This is a genomic window from Lactobacillus nasalidis, assembly GCF_016587775.1.
GTDB lineage: Bacteria > Bacillota > Bacilli > Lactobacillales > Lactobacillaceae > Lactobacillus > Lactobacillus nasalidis.
Window position 1 is genome coordinate 1 of the sequence record NZ_BOCG01000664.1, and the last position, 14844, is coordinate 14844.

14 protein-coding genes and 1 pseudogene are annotated in these 14844 nt (G+C 47.9%); 1 reads left to right on the forward strand and 14 read right to left on the reverse strand.

Features of this window, described 5'->3' with window-relative positions:
* The 7 genes from lacNas_RS12610 to lacNas_RS12640 form a co-directional block, all read right to left on the reverse strand.
* Positions 1-351 (reverse strand): response regulator (locus lacNas_RS12610; RefSeq protein ID WP_201346921.1); only part of this gene is annotated, 351 nt, incomplete at its 3' end.
* Positions 348-1703, reverse strand: coding sequence for a sensor histidine kinase (locus lacNas_RS12615; RefSeq protein ID WP_201331324.1), 1356 nt, complete (start codon positions 1701-1703; stop codon positions 348-350). The genes lacNas_RS12615 and lacNas_RS12610, both read right to left, overlap by 4 nt.
* Before the next feature lie 285 nt (positions 1704-1988).
* Complete coding sequence (locus lacNas_RS12620; protein WP_201331323.1) at positions 1989-2144, reverse strand: hypothetical protein; 156 nt, start codon at positions 2142-2144, stop codon at positions 1989-1991.
* Positions 2141-2287, reverse strand: coding sequence for a hypothetical protein (locus tag lacNas_RS12625; RefSeq protein WP_201331322.1), 147 nt, complete (start codon positions 2285-2287; stop codon positions 2141-2143). Before lacNas_RS12625 ends, lacNas_RS12620 begins: the two co-directional genes overlap by 4 nt.
* A 10-nt stretch (positions 2288-2297) precedes the next feature.
* Positions 2298-4781, reverse strand: coding sequence for a class III lanthionine synthetase LanKC (lanKC, locus tag lacNas_RS12630; protein WP_201346922.1), 2484 nt, complete (start codon positions 4779-4781; stop codon positions 2298-2300).
* A gap of 8 nt (positions 4782-4789) precedes the next feature.
* Positions 4790-6487, reverse strand: coding sequence for an ABC transporter ATP-binding protein (locus lacNas_RS12635; RefSeq protein WP_201330878.1), 1698 nt, complete (start codon positions 6485-6487; stop codon positions 4790-4792).
* Between the two features lie 277 nt (positions 6488-6764).
* Complete coding sequence (locus lacNas_RS12640) at positions 6765-7400, reverse strand: zinc metalloproteinase (RefSeq protein ID WP_201330879.1); 636 nt, start codon at positions 7398-7400, stop codon at positions 6765-6767.
* Between the two features lie 241 nt (positions 7401-7641).
* On the opposite strand from lacNas_RS12640, the gene lacNas_RS14360 reads away from it, so the two are divergent.
* On the forward strand, positions 7642-9324 hold the full coding sequence (locus lacNas_RS14360) for an SLAP domain-containing protein (RefSeq protein ID WP_244660671.1): 1683 nt from the start codon (positions 7642-7644) through the stop codon (positions 9322-9324).
* A gap of 51 nt (positions 9325-9375) precedes the next feature.
* On the opposite strand, the gene lacNas_RS12650 is transcribed toward lacNas_RS14360, so the two are convergent.
* From lacNas_RS12650 to lacNas_RS12680, 7 genes and pseudogenes are all read right to left on the reverse strand, one after another.
* Entirely contained in the window at positions 9376-10158 is a 783-nt protein-coding gene (locus lacNas_RS12650; RefSeq protein ID WP_201330880.1) for a hypothetical protein, read from the reverse strand.
* Positions 10159-10169: 11 nt separating this feature from the next.
* Positions 10170-10679 (reverse strand): hypothetical protein, encoded by a 510-nt coding sequence (locus tag lacNas_RS12655; protein WP_201330881.1) that lies wholly within the window; start codon positions 10677-10679, stop codon positions 10170-10172.
* On the reverse strand, positions 10669-11298 hold the full coding sequence (locus tag lacNas_RS12660) for an ATP-binding cassette domain-containing protein (protein WP_201330882.1): 630 nt from the start codon (positions 11296-11298) through the stop codon (positions 10669-10671). Before lacNas_RS12660 ends, lacNas_RS12655 begins: the two co-directional genes overlap by 11 nt.
* Before the next feature lie 101 nt (positions 11299-11399).
* Positions 11400-12068, reverse strand: coding sequence for a beta-carotene 15,15'-monooxygenase (locus lacNas_RS12665; RefSeq protein WP_201330883.1), 669 nt, complete (start codon positions 12066-12068; stop codon positions 11400-11402).
* Positions 12069-12391: 323 nt separating this feature from the next.
* Positions 12392-12931 carry a hypothetical protein gene (locus tag lacNas_RS12670; RefSeq protein ID WP_244660672.1) on the reverse strand — a complete coding sequence of 180 codons (540 nt, stop codon included), beginning with the start codon at positions 12929-12931 and terminating at the stop codon, positions 12392-12394.
* 154 nt (positions 12932-13085) lie between these two features.
* The gene (gnd, locus tag lacNas_RS12675; protein WP_201330884.1) at positions 13086-14471 is read right to left on the reverse strand and encodes an NADP-dependent phosphogluconate dehydrogenase; all 1386 of its coding nucleotides are present in this window, start codon (positions 14469-14471) and stop codon (positions 13086-13088) included.
* A 98-nt stretch (positions 14472-14569) separates the two neighbouring features.
* Positions 14570-14844, reverse strand: a pseudogene (locus tag lacNas_RS12680) (pyruvate oxidase); the annotation flags it as partial.

Here is a 14844-nt window from a genome sequence, read left to right on the forward strand (position 1 = left end):
GATGTAGTCTACCGGCCCCAGCCGGCGGCGGTAGGTGATGATTGACAGGTCGGCATGGCTGGTCAGAAAAATGATCTGAGCCCGGTCGTCCTGCTTTTTGATCAGTTCTGCCAGGTCAAAGCCGTTGTCCGCTTCCACTTCCTGGCCCAATTCCACGTCTAAAAAGTAGATGCCGCCATCTGCCGGGTGACTTAAGAGGTATGCCTTGGCGTCTTGGTAATTACTTTGGCTGGCCAGGTCAAAGCGGATTTTTTCTTCATCTGACAGGATCTGTTCTGCCCGCTTCAAGGTAGCGATGACCTGGGCGATTTGCTCTGGATCGTCATCGCAAATAAATACAGGGTAACTCATATTTCTTCCTCCACATTTTCCGGCAGCAGGGTCAGGCTGAAGTTGAACCAGCCGTCCTCTGGTCCGTAGTCCAGCAGCATTTGTTCATCATGCTGGCTAACGATTTCTTTGACATTGGCCAAACCAAGGCCTGCGTGCGCTTCTTTTGTCGTGTAGCCCGCCTGGGCCAATTGGTCAGAGTCGGCCACGGGCCCGCCAATCCGGTTTCTGATCATGAATTCAAAGTCGCCGCCTTCCTGGTAGTACATGGCCTCCACCCGTCCCTGGCCGCCCAGGGCTTTCAGCTGCTGACTGGCTTCAATGGCGTTGTCAAAAGCGATGCCGATAATCCGCACCAGGTCCAGGAGATTAGTTTGCGGGATCTGGCTGATTTCGGGCTCACAGCCGAAACTATAGTCAATCTTTTCATTGTAGAGCTTGGCCAGCTTGGCGATGGCAATGCTCTTCAGTTCGGGAATCTTGACGTGGTTGACGTCGGGGTATTTGCGCAGGGCCTTTTGGTCAAATTGGCTGCTGGTGTATTTTTCCAGCTCTTTTACCAGGGCCTGGCTTCCCCCTTTTTCCGCGCTGACCTTGAGACTGAGCAGGATGTTCTGGTAGTCGTGCTTGAAGCGGCGGAGCTCATCCTCGTTTTGGTCCAGGTAGTCGGCGTATTCCTTCAGCTGCTCATTCTCCTTGACCAGCAATTGCTTTTGCCGGGCCAGGGCTTCCTGCTTCTGCTGGTCTAAAAGCTGACGCTGGATGTGGACGATTTCCCGGTAGATCACCGCCAGAAAAATTGCCTGGAAGACCAAGAGGGAGAAGAAAAGGAGGACAACTTCGGTCGGCTTTTTGTCATCAAGAATATAGGCCCCGATCGTGCAGCAGACAAAGTAGAGATAAGCCAGGAGGCTGACCAGAATACTGCTGTTGGCATCCGTCAACAAAGACGCGATCCGCTCGCGCTGCCAAATTACCAAGATCAAGATAGCTAGAGGCAGAATTAGGTTCATAAAAGCATCAAAGTAGAAGTACTTTGGCAGTGGTAGCAGGCTGACCAGAACTTTCATGCTGAGCTGAATGACCAGGCTGATGATGCCAAAAAGCAGGCCGGCCCCCAGCAGCTGGCGGAAGCGGCCGGCTTTTTTCAGTAAATAAAAGTAGCCGCAAAATAGCAGAATCTCCAGACCTGTTTCGTAAATCAAGCTGCTGTAGGTCTGAAAATTGGATAGAGCCACGGACAACACGGCTTCAAGGGCCAGCAAAAACAGCCAGTCAAGCTTGCTGAGCTTGATCTGGGCAAACAGGCAGAAGAGCCAGATATCAATCACGGCACTGAAAATCATCACTAGAATTTGTAAAAACAGGGTCATCAGCCGCCTCCTTTCAAAGCTGGCAAGAACGACGAAAAGAGCTTGGCTTTTTGCCAAACTCTTTACGAGGATTAATGCTTCTTACCCTTATGGTGTTTCTTGTGGGAAGAGTGATTTCCATCACCAACAATCTTTCCAATGCAGATTAAAGAAAAGCTCTTAGAGTCTTCAAGACCTGCTCCACTGGCATTTCCTAATTGCTGTAAATCCAACACTTGCATATTTGCAAATTCCTCTTGTTTTTATTTTTTCTGCCTGTAACTGACAGCTGCAGGCAGGTGGTCATCAATCATTTCCAATATTTTCTCCAATGCAGATAAAGGAATAGTCCTTTCCACTTTTGCTGGCGTAACCCACGTGCAGTTTGCTGCGGCGCACACTTTTTTCTATATCATGGCCAAGATTTTCGCAAAAGCGTTCTAGGCCTAAAATTAAATTCATCGTTTATCTCCATAGTAATGACCATCTACGACGCTGCCAATGCAGATAAGAGAAAAGCCTTTGTGTTTCTTTTTGCTTTTTTCTGCCTTTGCCTCGTGCTCTAGATTTTCGCAAAAGCGCTCCAGGTCCAAAATAAAATTCATCGTTTGCCTCCTAAAAAAGCCGCCAGTATTTGGTCTGGACGAGGGGCAGCCAGAGGCTGGCGTCGTTTCGCGCGATTCCTTCCAATACCAGCAAAACTCCGCTTGCTCCCGCGGCCAGGTCCATCGAGCAGCGGTAGCCGCGGGAAGCTGCCACTAAAGTCCCCTCTTCCCTTGGCAGCAAATAATTGTTGAGCAGGCGGATTTTTTCTTCCAGCTTCTTCTTCCGGCCCAAGGCCAGGTCTGGCAGCATTAAGCCTGCATAGCCGGTAAGCAAGCCGCCCATGTAGCTGCAGAAGCTGTCCAGCGTTTTCGCTGCTTGAATAATGATTTCTTGATATCTGTCCTCTTTCGGCTCGTCTTGGGCAATCGCCGCCAAGACCAGGGCCAGGCCAGCCGTTCCGTTTGCCAGATAAGGCATCCGCCGGCCCTCCTCTGCCAAAAACACATGCTGGTCCACTTGCACTAAATCTTTTTCCAGCAAGTCATCCAGCCCTTTTTTGGCTTCTTTTTTAAAACTGTCTTCTTCTAAAAACTTTCCCAGCTTCCATAAGGCAAGAATTGCCCCCAATTGGCCGGTCATTAGGCCTGCGGTTGACATTTTCTGATAGCCGGCCGCGATTTCTCTTCCTATTGTAATCAACTCAGCTGTTTTCGCCAGACCTTCTTCTGCCGCCAGGGCGATTTTGGCCAAGGCGATTCCCGCGAGGCCAGATCTTAGAGACAGGTCATCATTGCTTCCTTGGGCTGACCAGATCAACAGCCGGCCCCAGGCCTTGTCTCCCAACTCATAAATGATTCCGCCCAGGCCTGCCTTTCCGGTAAACAAGCCGGCAGCAGGCGTTTTCTCTGCTCCCTGTTTTTTCAGCCAGGCTAAAAATTTCTTCTTTTCTGCCGGCCCACCCCGTCTAGCTAAAAGAAGGCCGTAGCCTAAGGCACCATTGTCGACAGTCAGCCGCTGGTCTGGATCCTCTAAAAGTGGCAGGTCGCCCTTGATCAAATTTGGGCTCTGCCAGTCGGCTTTTATTCCCCGGGAAATATTCCCCCGCAGGTCGTGCAAACTAGGCCAGACTTCCTTTTCTCTATTATCATTTTTGTTTTCTTTCCTTAATAGAGGACACTTGGGCAGGAGCTTCTGCCGCAAGTTTTCCAAATAGTCTGCTGCCTCTTTTGAAAAATACCGGCGCAGGTTCAAGTCCTGCATAGGCCAGCTTGCTCTAGCCCGGTTGCTGATTGGCAGGAAAAGGGACCGAATGGTCTGGTAGAGGGCGTATAAATCTGCCTGCTCATAATTTTCAAGAGCCAGATCACTAAAACCAGCAGTCATGATTCCTGGCTCATAAGGCTTAGCCAGGTCCGCGGCAGCTTCAAAGTCGATCAGCTTGACCTCGCCGTTTTCAGTAATCATGACATTGTCAGCCTGCAGGTCACCGATGACGACTCCTTGAGCATGCACGTGGGCCACGGCCTGGCGCAGCTTTTCCGCTATCTGCAGGCTTTTAGCCACGTAGGCTGCCCGCTTTTCCGGGTAGAAAGGATAGTTTTCAGCTACATAGTCCCCCAAAGTCTGCCCGGAAACATAATCTTCAACCAAATAGGCATGAATCCAGGCTTGAAATTCTTCACTAATATCTACCACTTCCGGCACGTTTGCTAATTTTTTCAACCAGCCCGCTTCTTTTTTGATCCGGCTGAAGGCATCCTGGCCATGGCCATCCAGACCCGCGGCCGGTCGTCCTTCCTTGATCACGTAATTCTTGCCATTTTTCTGGGCCAAGTAGACACCGCCGCCATTGCAGAAGTGGAGGGCCTCCTTGATCTGGTAAGCAGTTAATTTGCTGATCTCTGCCCCTTTGACTTGAAAGTTATTTCTTGCCAGTTCAACCGGCTCTTGCACAAAGTCCGGCTGATAATAATAAGGACAGCGCTGGTCCTCCTGCCAGCTGCCATCTGGCGCCTGCAGGCAGCAGCATTTTTGCCCGGAAATTTCTTTAACTATTTCCTTGAAGGCGCCGTAGCGGTAGTAAACAGGGCTGGCTTGCCAGCGGCGATCACTCAAGATATAAGGACCAGGAGCAAAATCCTTTAGCAAAGCCGCTAAGTCAAAGACTGCCTGAACAAATTCCCCTTCATCTTCTGGATAAATGGTGATGAATTTTCCACTAGCCGCCCGGTCGGCATACTTGGCATTTTTTAACAGCCAAACTCGTCTTGACCGGGTCACTTTGAAGGACAACAGGCGGGCAAAACAGTAATGGCTGACCAAATCTAGCATCCCTTGCTCCTGCCCCAAGGCTACGGATAGGTGAATCTTCCAGCCCTGCTGGGCCAAGGGCCGGGGGCTGAGGCAGCAATGCCAGTCTCCTTGGTAAAAATTTTGCCAAGCTGCTGGTGGCCTGCAGGCAAATTCCAAATTATTTTTTTCATCTTCATCCAGCTCATAGTAATAGCTGTCAGCCTGCAGATAGGGCTGGTAATCTTGTGCTTGATAGTTCATTTTCTCGTTCACCTGCTTTCCAAAGGCCGCAGCTGGTCTTCGACATAGGCCCGGTACTTCGGAAGCTGCTTGAGCAATTCTTCATGCCGGCCAGCTGCTTGAACCTGACCTTGATCTAAGAAGTAGATTTTATCGGCATTGGCGATCGTCGACAGACGGTGGGCGATGATGATGACAATCTTTTCCCGGGCAATCCGGTCAACTGCTTGGCTGACCTTGGCTTCTGACTCGGGATCCAGGTTAGCCGTAGCTTCATCCAGGATCAGGCAAGGGGCATCCCGCAAGTATGCTCTTGCCAGCTGCAGGCGCTGGCTTTGCCCCAAAGACAGCTTCCAGCCGCCTTCCCCTGTCCGGGTGTCCAGATCCAGTTCCGGCCAAAGGTTGGCCACTTGCAGGGCCTTGATCATGTCGGACCGGCTGACAGATTTTTCCAAGCCAAAGAGTAAATTGTCGGCGACTGTACCGGCAAAAATATTGTTGTCCTGGGCAACCACACTGAAGAGGTCCCGCCAGGCGGGCAAGCGGCAGCTTTTAGCCTCCAAATCCCCCAACAGGATCTGCCCTTGATAGCCAGCTTCCAAGCGGGTCAACAGGTTGATCAAGGTCGTCTTGCCGGCCCCAGATGGACCAACCAAAGCTGTTTTCGCCCCTTTTTTAAAGTCCAGGGACAAGTCCCGCAAAACCGGATCCTGGCTGCCTGGATAGGCAAAGGTCAAGGCGCGGACCTTCAAGTAACTTGCATCCTTAGGCAGCTCCTGGCCGGGATCAGCTTCATCCGCCTGGGCCAGGATATCACTGATGGCTTTAAGGGAGCCCTGGGCTTCAGCATAGCTCATGTAAAAGTTGCCCAAATTGTTGATCGGGGAAATGATGCTGAACATGTACATGATAAATGAGCTCAGCATCCCCAAAGACAGGCTGCCATTAGCCAGGCGCTGACTGCCGTAGAGCAGGATCAGGAGAAAGCCGGCCAGAGTCAAAACCGTCTGCAGAGGTCCAGTCACGCTGAAAACCGCGTCAGTCTTTCGGGACAGGGCAAACAAGTCCTGCAAGTCGCCGCGGAATTTTTGCAAAACGCCGGCTTGGGCATTGGTCAGCTTGATCAGCTTGATATTGGCCAGGTTTTCATCCAAATCAGCAGATACCCGGCTGAGCTTGGCTTGGTTTTGGTAGGCGAAGTGCTCGTTGATTTTTCCTAAAGGAAAGGCGCTGCTGGCGATCAAGGCAAAAGTCAAAACGATCACTAGAGTCATTTTGACATCCAGGCTGAGCAAGATCCCCAGGCTGGCGGCAACCGTCAAAAGGCTGACCAAGGCTGAGGGCAGGACGCTGACGGTAAAGTCCTTGACCACTGAGCTGTCGTTTAGGACGTGGCTGAGCAGGGAGCCGCGGCTGTTTTCCTTATAATAGTTCCAAGGCAGGCGCAGGAGCTTCTCCTGCAAAAGCAAGCGCAGGTCTCTGATCCGCTCGTCTCCGGCCAGGCTGAGCAGGTACTGGCTGCCGGCTTCCAAGAGACTGGAAATGAGCAGGCAGAAGCCGATCTGGCCCAGGCTGCTTGTCCGAGAAAGCATTTTTCCATGGTCGATCACTTGCTTTAGCAAGAGAGGGATTTTCAAGGACAAGGCAGTGGCCAGGCAGCTCAGCAGGATTGCCAGAATTTGCCGGCGGTCGAGGGAAAACAGGCGGATTTTTCCAGCTTTAATCATTGCCGTGGAAGCAGATGAAGCTGTATCTGTGTTGTCTTCTGCGGTGCCGCTTGGCGCTTTTGCCGTCGTGTTCCAGGATTTTTTCCATTTCCAAAATAAAATTAAACATTGTTTCACTCCTCATCTAATCAACTTACAAGGCAATTGTAGGCTAAGGAGCTGGCCGTAAACGAAAGCCGTCAAATTTGCCGCTTTTCGCGTCATTTTCGTCAGAAAAAGGCAAAAAAAAGAGCGAAGCTCACAGATGGAGTTTCGCTCTCTAGAGTTATATTTGCTTTTAGTAGTTGGTTACGGTTGCCTGACCAACGCCGATGATCTTGAATTGGGCAGCTTGACTGCTCTTCTTGCCAGAAGCTGAAGCGACAACCTTGAAGCTCCCCTTCTTGCCCTTCAGTGACTTAGCTGAGAAAAAGACCTTTTGCTTGTCCTTGGTCAGCTTAGCCTTCTTGACCAGCTTGTTCTTGTAGTAGAAGTTCAAAGTCGTCTTCTTCTTGGCGTCGGTCGTGAAGGTCAGCCCCTTCTTGGTCCGGTCAGCCTTAAGCAGGGTTGGCTTAGCGGCAGCATAGTCGTCCTTGGCCAAAGTGTAGGCCTTGGTTACGGCAGCACCTTTGGCGTTCAAGCCAGTAAGAGTGAAGTCCTTGTAGCCGGTGAACTTGACGGTCGTCTTGAATTGGCCCTTCTTGCTTACTTTGACTGGCTTGAGTGCCTTGGCATTGTAGCTGACAGCCACCTTGCTTGCGCCTTTGGCTTGGCCAGTGATCGTCAATGACTTGGTCTTGGCGCTATAGCTGGTTTTAACAGCAGTTACGGCGGGCGTGGTTGCCGCGTTTACATGACTGCTTTGGCCCAAGGTAAATGCCGGCAAAGCCAAAGCTACGACAGCAGCAGAAGTCAACAGTTTTCTCGTTTTCATAATTCCTCCTATAAATCTGCTAACAAGTGTTTTCTTTTTTGATTATATCACTATAAGAAGTAAGCGCTTGAAATCTCTGCTCATCCACAAAAAACTTATTTTGTTAGCGCTTACTATTAAAATACCGTAAAAAATGTCGCCCTCTACTTAATATAATAAGCAGCCCAAAACCAACGCAAGCGCTTTCCGGAAACGATATAATATTGATAGAACAGTGTGTGTAATTTCGGAGGTTTTTATCATGAAAAAGAAAGCTATGGTTATCGCCTCTGCCTTCTTAGGCCTGCTGACCCTGGCTGCCTTCCCGCAGCCGGCAAGCGCGGCCAAGAAGAAAGGCACCATCAAGGTTGCCAGCAGGACTACAGTTAGGGACAAGAAGGGCAACAGTCTGGAAAAGTACCGGGGAAAGAGCGCGGATCAGCTTTTTGACGAGAAAGCCAAAACCGTCAACTACTACGGCATTCACTATGTCAAAGAAACTCGCAAGAGAATCAGAGCTTACTACTACATTGGCCATGGCGGCTATGTCCCGGCAGACTCTGTCATTTTGATCAACGGCAAGCCGGCAATTGCTTTAAACAGCAACAGCTACGTCTACAATTCAAAGCTGAAGCGGACCGGCAAGAAGTACAAGGTCTACCAGCCTCTGATCTATGCTGGAAAAGTTAAATACAGCAGCAAAAAAGGCAAGAAGGACAAGTGGTCCTACTATAGTGGCAATACAAAGAAGCCGTATGCGATCCCTAAAGTTTACAAGAAAAAGTACCTTAAAATCGGGAAAAACCGCTATATCAAAGCCGTTAACGTTTTCTCCATAAGAAGAGAAAAGTTACACGTCAAGGGACCAATCACAGCTACGGTAAAAAAGAATATGTATTCCTTTGACTCCCGCTTATATGAGACAAACCATCTCTACAAGAAAGGGCAAAAGGTTAAGCTGGACAAGTGTATCAGTGCCGGAAATGGCGATAATATTCTTTTCTATTACCGCGTTGCCAAGACTCATGAGTATCTTCTTTACGGAGATACAGATTATTGGGCGGAAACATATTACGAGAGTACCTACAGTCACGACAACCTAAAAATCAAGCAGCACATGGATGCCGGCGACTTTTTGCCAGGCAAGACCGAATATGCTGTAGCCAAAGACAGAAAAGCTAAGAAGCTGCAGACTTACGATATGACCGGGACCGCCATCAAAGGCAAGAAGATTTTAAACTTATTTGTTCACGTGGATGGGCAAGCTTACCTGCTCAACCCGCAGACTAAGAAGATTGAGCTCTTCTACCACCTGCAAGACCAGCACCTGATCGACGAGTTCTTCTGGTTTGAAACTCAAGCAGATGACGAAGATTTCAAGGCAACTGATCAATACAATGGCTTCTTAAAGGCCAGCGAATTTAAGAAAGCAAAGCTGCCGACCATCATTTCCAAGAAGGCAGCCAAGACAAGCGACCAGCCGGCCAGCGCGAGCCAGCTGGCAGCCTTGAAGAAGGAAATCGCCAAGGCTGAAGCCGTCCAGAAGAAGACAATCTACAAGCTGTCATCTTCCTACCGCCGTGACTACCTGGACTACGCGCTCAGCAACGCGCAAAAGGCACTTTCCGGCAACAAGGGTGAGATAACTTTTGCCAAATGGCTCCTGACCAACTCTGAAACCTACCTTAACGGGAAAAAGGCCCCTGTCACCAACATCAACAAGCTCAGCAAGGCTGAGTACGAACGCGTGTGGAGAATCGTCTCGGATGCAACGCCTCCCGGCCGTTTACTACAAGCGGGCAGATGGCACTTGGCACAGAAGATACAGTTACACTTGGAACAACAAAACCTGCAAATTCGTTTATGTCAACAAGACGACCAACGAGAAGAAATTCTTGAAGATCAGCGACTTCGCGAAGAACAGCAAGTAATAGTTTACAGATGAAAAGCAGTCAACTTTTTGAAAGCTGACTGCTTTTGTTTGCTCATTTTTTAGTTACAGCACGGCCCGGTGGCAAGCCAACTTATACATCCCTATACAGTAGGCAGCTAACACTATCGTCATCAAAGCCGTCAGCCACAACAAAGGACGGTCCCCTAGCTCTGGCAAGAAATCAGTAGGTGATATGCTTGGCATATCATCAATTGGTAGAACGGCATCCAATTCCATTAAGATCAGCTCTAAAACCAAGGCTGTACTCAATGATGCAAAGCGATTTCTAATCCAAACCGAGTTGACCAAGACAAATACCGAAAACAAACCTCCCCAGACAGAAGCTAACAAGATGTTTAAACATGCGTGAATAAATGGATGACTATAGTACAAAGAAACCAGCATGGTGTTGAAGTTGAAAACCCCAATATTGATATTCAGCAAATTATCTGGCTTAAAATTGGGAAGAATCAATAGATACCCCAACAAGTTTAAAAGTAGCGGAATCATGATGGTCACAAAACCAGTCACAAATGCCATAACCGCATATTGCATGATCAAACGAGCTACAGGCACCTGCAGTTTAAACTTGTTGAATAGACCACTGTCCAAGTCCTCTTTTAACATGTTTCCTGCCGGAATACTGGCTAAGAAGGGCAAGAGGATAAAGAAAATCGTCGTTGCAGATGGGCCAGTATTAATTGATAACCAGCGGGTGTAAGGCGAGTCGATATTCGCCATGCCGATGTAGCAGTTGACGATTATCTGACCCAAGCCCACTGCCATGCCAACAGCGATTGCCGCAACAAACCAGCGCTTATTTAATCTTGACCATAATAAACTCATTCTGTCTTCCCTCATTCCAAAAGTAGTGAATACTTCTTATACCCATTGCCATCCCCAACCAAAAAGCTGAATCTGGCTGGGAAGTTTTCTGTATCGTACCAGTCTCTCAGATTGGTAAATGTCAGTGTCAATGGCTGAGGTATCTTGTTTGTTAAATTCCAAATAGATATTTTATGTCCTCTCCCATCAATCGCTACGTTATTTGATGGATTACTGAGGCTGTATGGCATATTGAAATACATGTTGTTAACCGCGGCGATTATTCCATGCTTGCCATCCGCGTAATAGCCACGGTCTTTCAGATCAACCTTTACAGTCAAATAAACGTTTTCTTTCCCTTTGACCATCTTGGCGGACAGAATCTTAAAGTCGATTCCTGGAGCATGAACCTCCTGCCCTTTCTTGACAAAAATTTCCTTGTCTACCCCGCGGCAAACAGGATTAGCGTTTACTTGCCAATAACGCAGGCCTGCCAGCACGCACAAGACGACGGCTGCTGCCAGCCATACTTTACGCTTCATGAACCACACCTTCTTCAACTTTAAAGCGCTTGGTTGCCACTTGCTCAACAAAATCCCGGTCATGTGAAGCGATGACAAAAGTGCATCCCTTGCTTTGCCGCAACTTGATCAAATCCACCAACTTATCAATACTGTCGCTGTCCAGAGCGTTGGTCGGTTCATCTAATACAATCAGTGGATATGAGCCCAAAAAGGCTTCGGCAATACCCAGCTTCTGCTTCATCCCTAAAGAAAACTTCTTGACCTTTTCTTTAGGAAAGCGGCTTAAGTCAAAGTATTTCAGCAATTCTGCGATTTCAGTTGCAGAAATATGCTCATCAAGCTTGGCTAAAAGCTCCATATTCTGTGTTGCCGTGAAGTCTGTAATTAAGCTGGGATTTTCAATCAGAATCCCGGCCTTGACCGGATAAGCATCTTGCGGCTTGACTTGCTTGCCAGCTACCAAGACTTCTCCATCAACCTTCATCAAGCCCAAAATCGTCTTTAAAATCAAGGTCTTCCCCGATCCGTTGATCCCTTCAAAAACTGCGATCTGGCCAGCTTCAATCTCGCAGTTGACTTGACTGAGCAGCTGCCGGCCTGAGATGACCTTGTTTACATTCTTTAACTCAATAAACATTCTTCCTCCTTTAGACCCAGCCGTGCTTGCTGTCAACTAACACGTACAGCAAAGCCCAGATCAGGGTCCACACAAACATAATTATAGTTTCAAGTTGTGGTTTACCAATCCTTTCTAAAGATCTCTAACCGTACGATAAATACTAAGATCAAAATCAAGACCAGTAACATTGGGAACATAACTAATAGCAAAAAATATGTATTTGGAATTAGGAAATCATAGAATAAAGATAGATGGCGATTGACGTTTAAACCAAAAGAAATACCATTCAAAATAAAGCCAGATAAAAACGCCCAAGTTTGATTACTTACCAGCAAGAAAAAGCTAGTAATCAGTAGCGTCGCCAAGCAAGACAAGGCCAGATACAAATAGCGAATCAGTATTTCACCTGCTATTGCTTCTAAAGTTGGTCCCCAGCCATTGAGACACATGCCCATTAGACAGCCGACTCCCCATGGCACAAGAGTCACGAGCAAAGCCATCGCCAAATGGTACTCCAGCTGCTTCCAAATTATCCGCCTGCTCCCAGTAACATAAATATCCTGCAACCGAATTCGAAAAGCGCACAGTAAAAGCAACATTTGAGCAGGGACTAGCAAGCTGAAAACAAGAAAGCGCGAGAATATAGTCAATTCCAGCCACTGGCTTTGTGGAGCATTTCTCACTCCAATCGCATTGCTGCATCCCCCAAATAAAATTAAAATGGCTGCTAGGAAATACCACTTACGTATAGCATTGTCCTGCAGCCATTGTTGCCTGATAATATACATATATACGGCTCCTCCCTTATATTTTTCTTCCCCTTTAATCGCTTTCAGTATAGTTCCACGTATAATCCCTGTCAACATAAATTTAAACAAAAAATTCAAGTAAAAGTCATTGACACATGCTCTAGCATCATGGTAAACGCGGCTTTAAGGCTATTTTTATTCAGTCATATATTTAAAAACCATTTTTTACTTTTTTGAAAAAGGGGCAATCATTTTAAAAAAGTGAATTTTCTTTACACCAGCATTTTCTCAGAAACACAAAAAAAGAGTGAAACTTTCCAACGAAGTTTCACTCTTTTTATCAATGACTGCTTTTTACTCGCTTATTTTTTCCTTAAGCCCGATATTTTGCCGGAATCAAGCGTAGCCACTTTAGTCAAGCTGCTCTTGTACTGATAAAGGCTGCCCTCATCTGAAAGACCGGCATTGTATTTTAGAAAGGCATAGTAGTCATCACCAAGCTTAAACAGGCTCAGCACCGCGATCGCGTGCTTGCTTCTTTTGGCCACAAGCTTAACCAGCTTGATCCAAGTATCATCAGAAGTAACTTTCTTGTTTTTCTTCAACACTTTTTCATTTACTGTCAGGTAAATAGTATCTTTTTTGTCAGTATACTCTTTAAAAACTTGCGGATCTACTTCAATGGCTTTAACGAAGCTCTTACTTTTGCCTGAATTGCTTTTCTTAACTTTCCCGTTGTCATAGATCGTCGCAAACGTAGTTCCAGAGTCATTGTCTGATGTTACTTTAGCTTCTAAAATCGCATTAGCGGAATTATCGACATGCTTTAACCATAGCAATGCGGCAAGGACTACACAAATTATTGCGCAGGAAATAATTAGCACTCTCTTTTTTGTCTTCATAACTAAACTCCTATTTCATATTTCTCTTCTTTTAATCGCCTTTACTATAAATCTGCTGCTAACATCTGTCAACGCTAGTTTTTTGTGACTTTTACGCGAACAAAAAGAGTGAAACTCCCAAACGAAGTTTCACTCTTTTTATCAATACTGTTTGTTATTTTTCTTCATACCATTCGGTGTGGTAAACGCCCTCGCGGTCGTTTCTGTAGTAAGTGTGAGCACCGAAGTAGTCTCTTTGCGCCTGAATCATGTTGGCTGGCAGGCTTGGGTTGAAGATTGATTCCAGGTAGTTCAGAGCCGCGCTGAAGCTTGGAGTCGGCACGCCAGCTTCCGCTGCCAGCTTAACAACTGCTCTCAAAGCTGGCAGGTTCTTTTCCATCACGCCCGCAAAGTACGGATCCTGGAAGAGGTTGTCCAGCTGCTTGCCGTCAGCATAGGCGTCTTCAATGTGGTACAGGGTCTTGGCGTGGATGATGCATCCCGCTTCCCAGTTCTGCGCGATTGCTGGGTAGTTCAGTTCCCAGTCGTAAGCCTTAGCAGCCATGGTCAATTGCTGGAAGCCTTGAGCGTAAGCCACGATCTGTGCCAGGTACATTGCCTTGCCCAAGTTGTCGATCAAGTCGCTGGCAACTTCACCGTCGTAAACGACTTCCTTGCCTTCCCGGGTCGTTGCCTTGGACATGAACCGGGCCAAAACAGCTTCAGCCACCACCGTAATCGGCGCGCCCAGCTTGATGGCGTCTTCCAGCATCCAGTTGCCAGTCCCCTTGTAGGAAGCAACGTTCAAGATGTGGTCAATCACATCGTCGTCAGTCAGGTCATCCTTTTGCCGCAAAACTTGTGAAGCAATTTCAATCAAGTAGGCGTTAAGGTCACCCTTGTTCCATTCGGCAAAAATATCTGCCATTTCCTTGTTGGACTTGTGGGCAACCTTGCGCATGATGTCGTAAACTTCTGAGATTTCCTGCATGATGGCATATTCCATCCCGTTGTGGACCATCTTGACATAGTGGCCCGCCCCTTCTGGCCCGATGTAGGACACGCAGGCGCGGCCATCTTCAGTCTTGGCGGCCATCGCGGTCAGGATTGGCGCTGCTTCTTCATAAGCTTCCTTGTCACCGCCTGGCATCAAGGCCGGGCCGTTCAAGGCGCCTTCTTCACCGCCGGACACGCCCATGCCGATGAAGTGCAGGCCGTGCTTCTTCAATTCGTGGTAGCGGCGGTTGGTGTCGTGGAAGTTGGAGTTCCCGCCGTCAATGATGATGTCGCCCTTGTCCAAAAGCGGGATCAGCTTCTGAATGGTTTGGTCGACCGGGTCACCAGCCATGATCTGCACCAAAATCTTGCGGGGCTTTTCCAAAGAATCAACGAATTCTTCCCAAGTGTAGCAAGGCTTCAGCTTGTCGTCTTCATACTTGGCCAAAGCATCGACTTCCGGCTTGTCGATGGAGAAGCCGGAGACTGAGAAGCCGTGATTTCTAACGTTGAGGGCTAAGTTCTTGCCCATGACCGATAAGCCGATCACACCAAATTGTTGCATGTAATTACCTCCTAGTATATCTGCCTCTTTTATTATACTTGCAAGCAAGAAAAAAGCGAAACCAAAGGTTTCGCTTTTCTTCTTTATTTATGTCTCTCTTAGTGAGAAGCACCTGAAGTAGTGTCTGGCGCGTTTTCAGGAACTGAAGCACTTGAAGTTGCTTGAACTTGCAAAGCGTCAGCCTTGTCTTCTGAGTGGCCGGATGCACCTGAAGCTGCGTCGATTTCCAGACCAAACTTTTCAGCAAAGTATGAGAATGGGTGCAGAGCTTCTGCGTGGTAGTACTTCACGAATTCTGGGTCGTCCAGGGTGTTCAGTTCAGTTGAGTAAGCCATGTGCTTGGTGTACTTAACGTCGATGAAGGCTGGGCCGT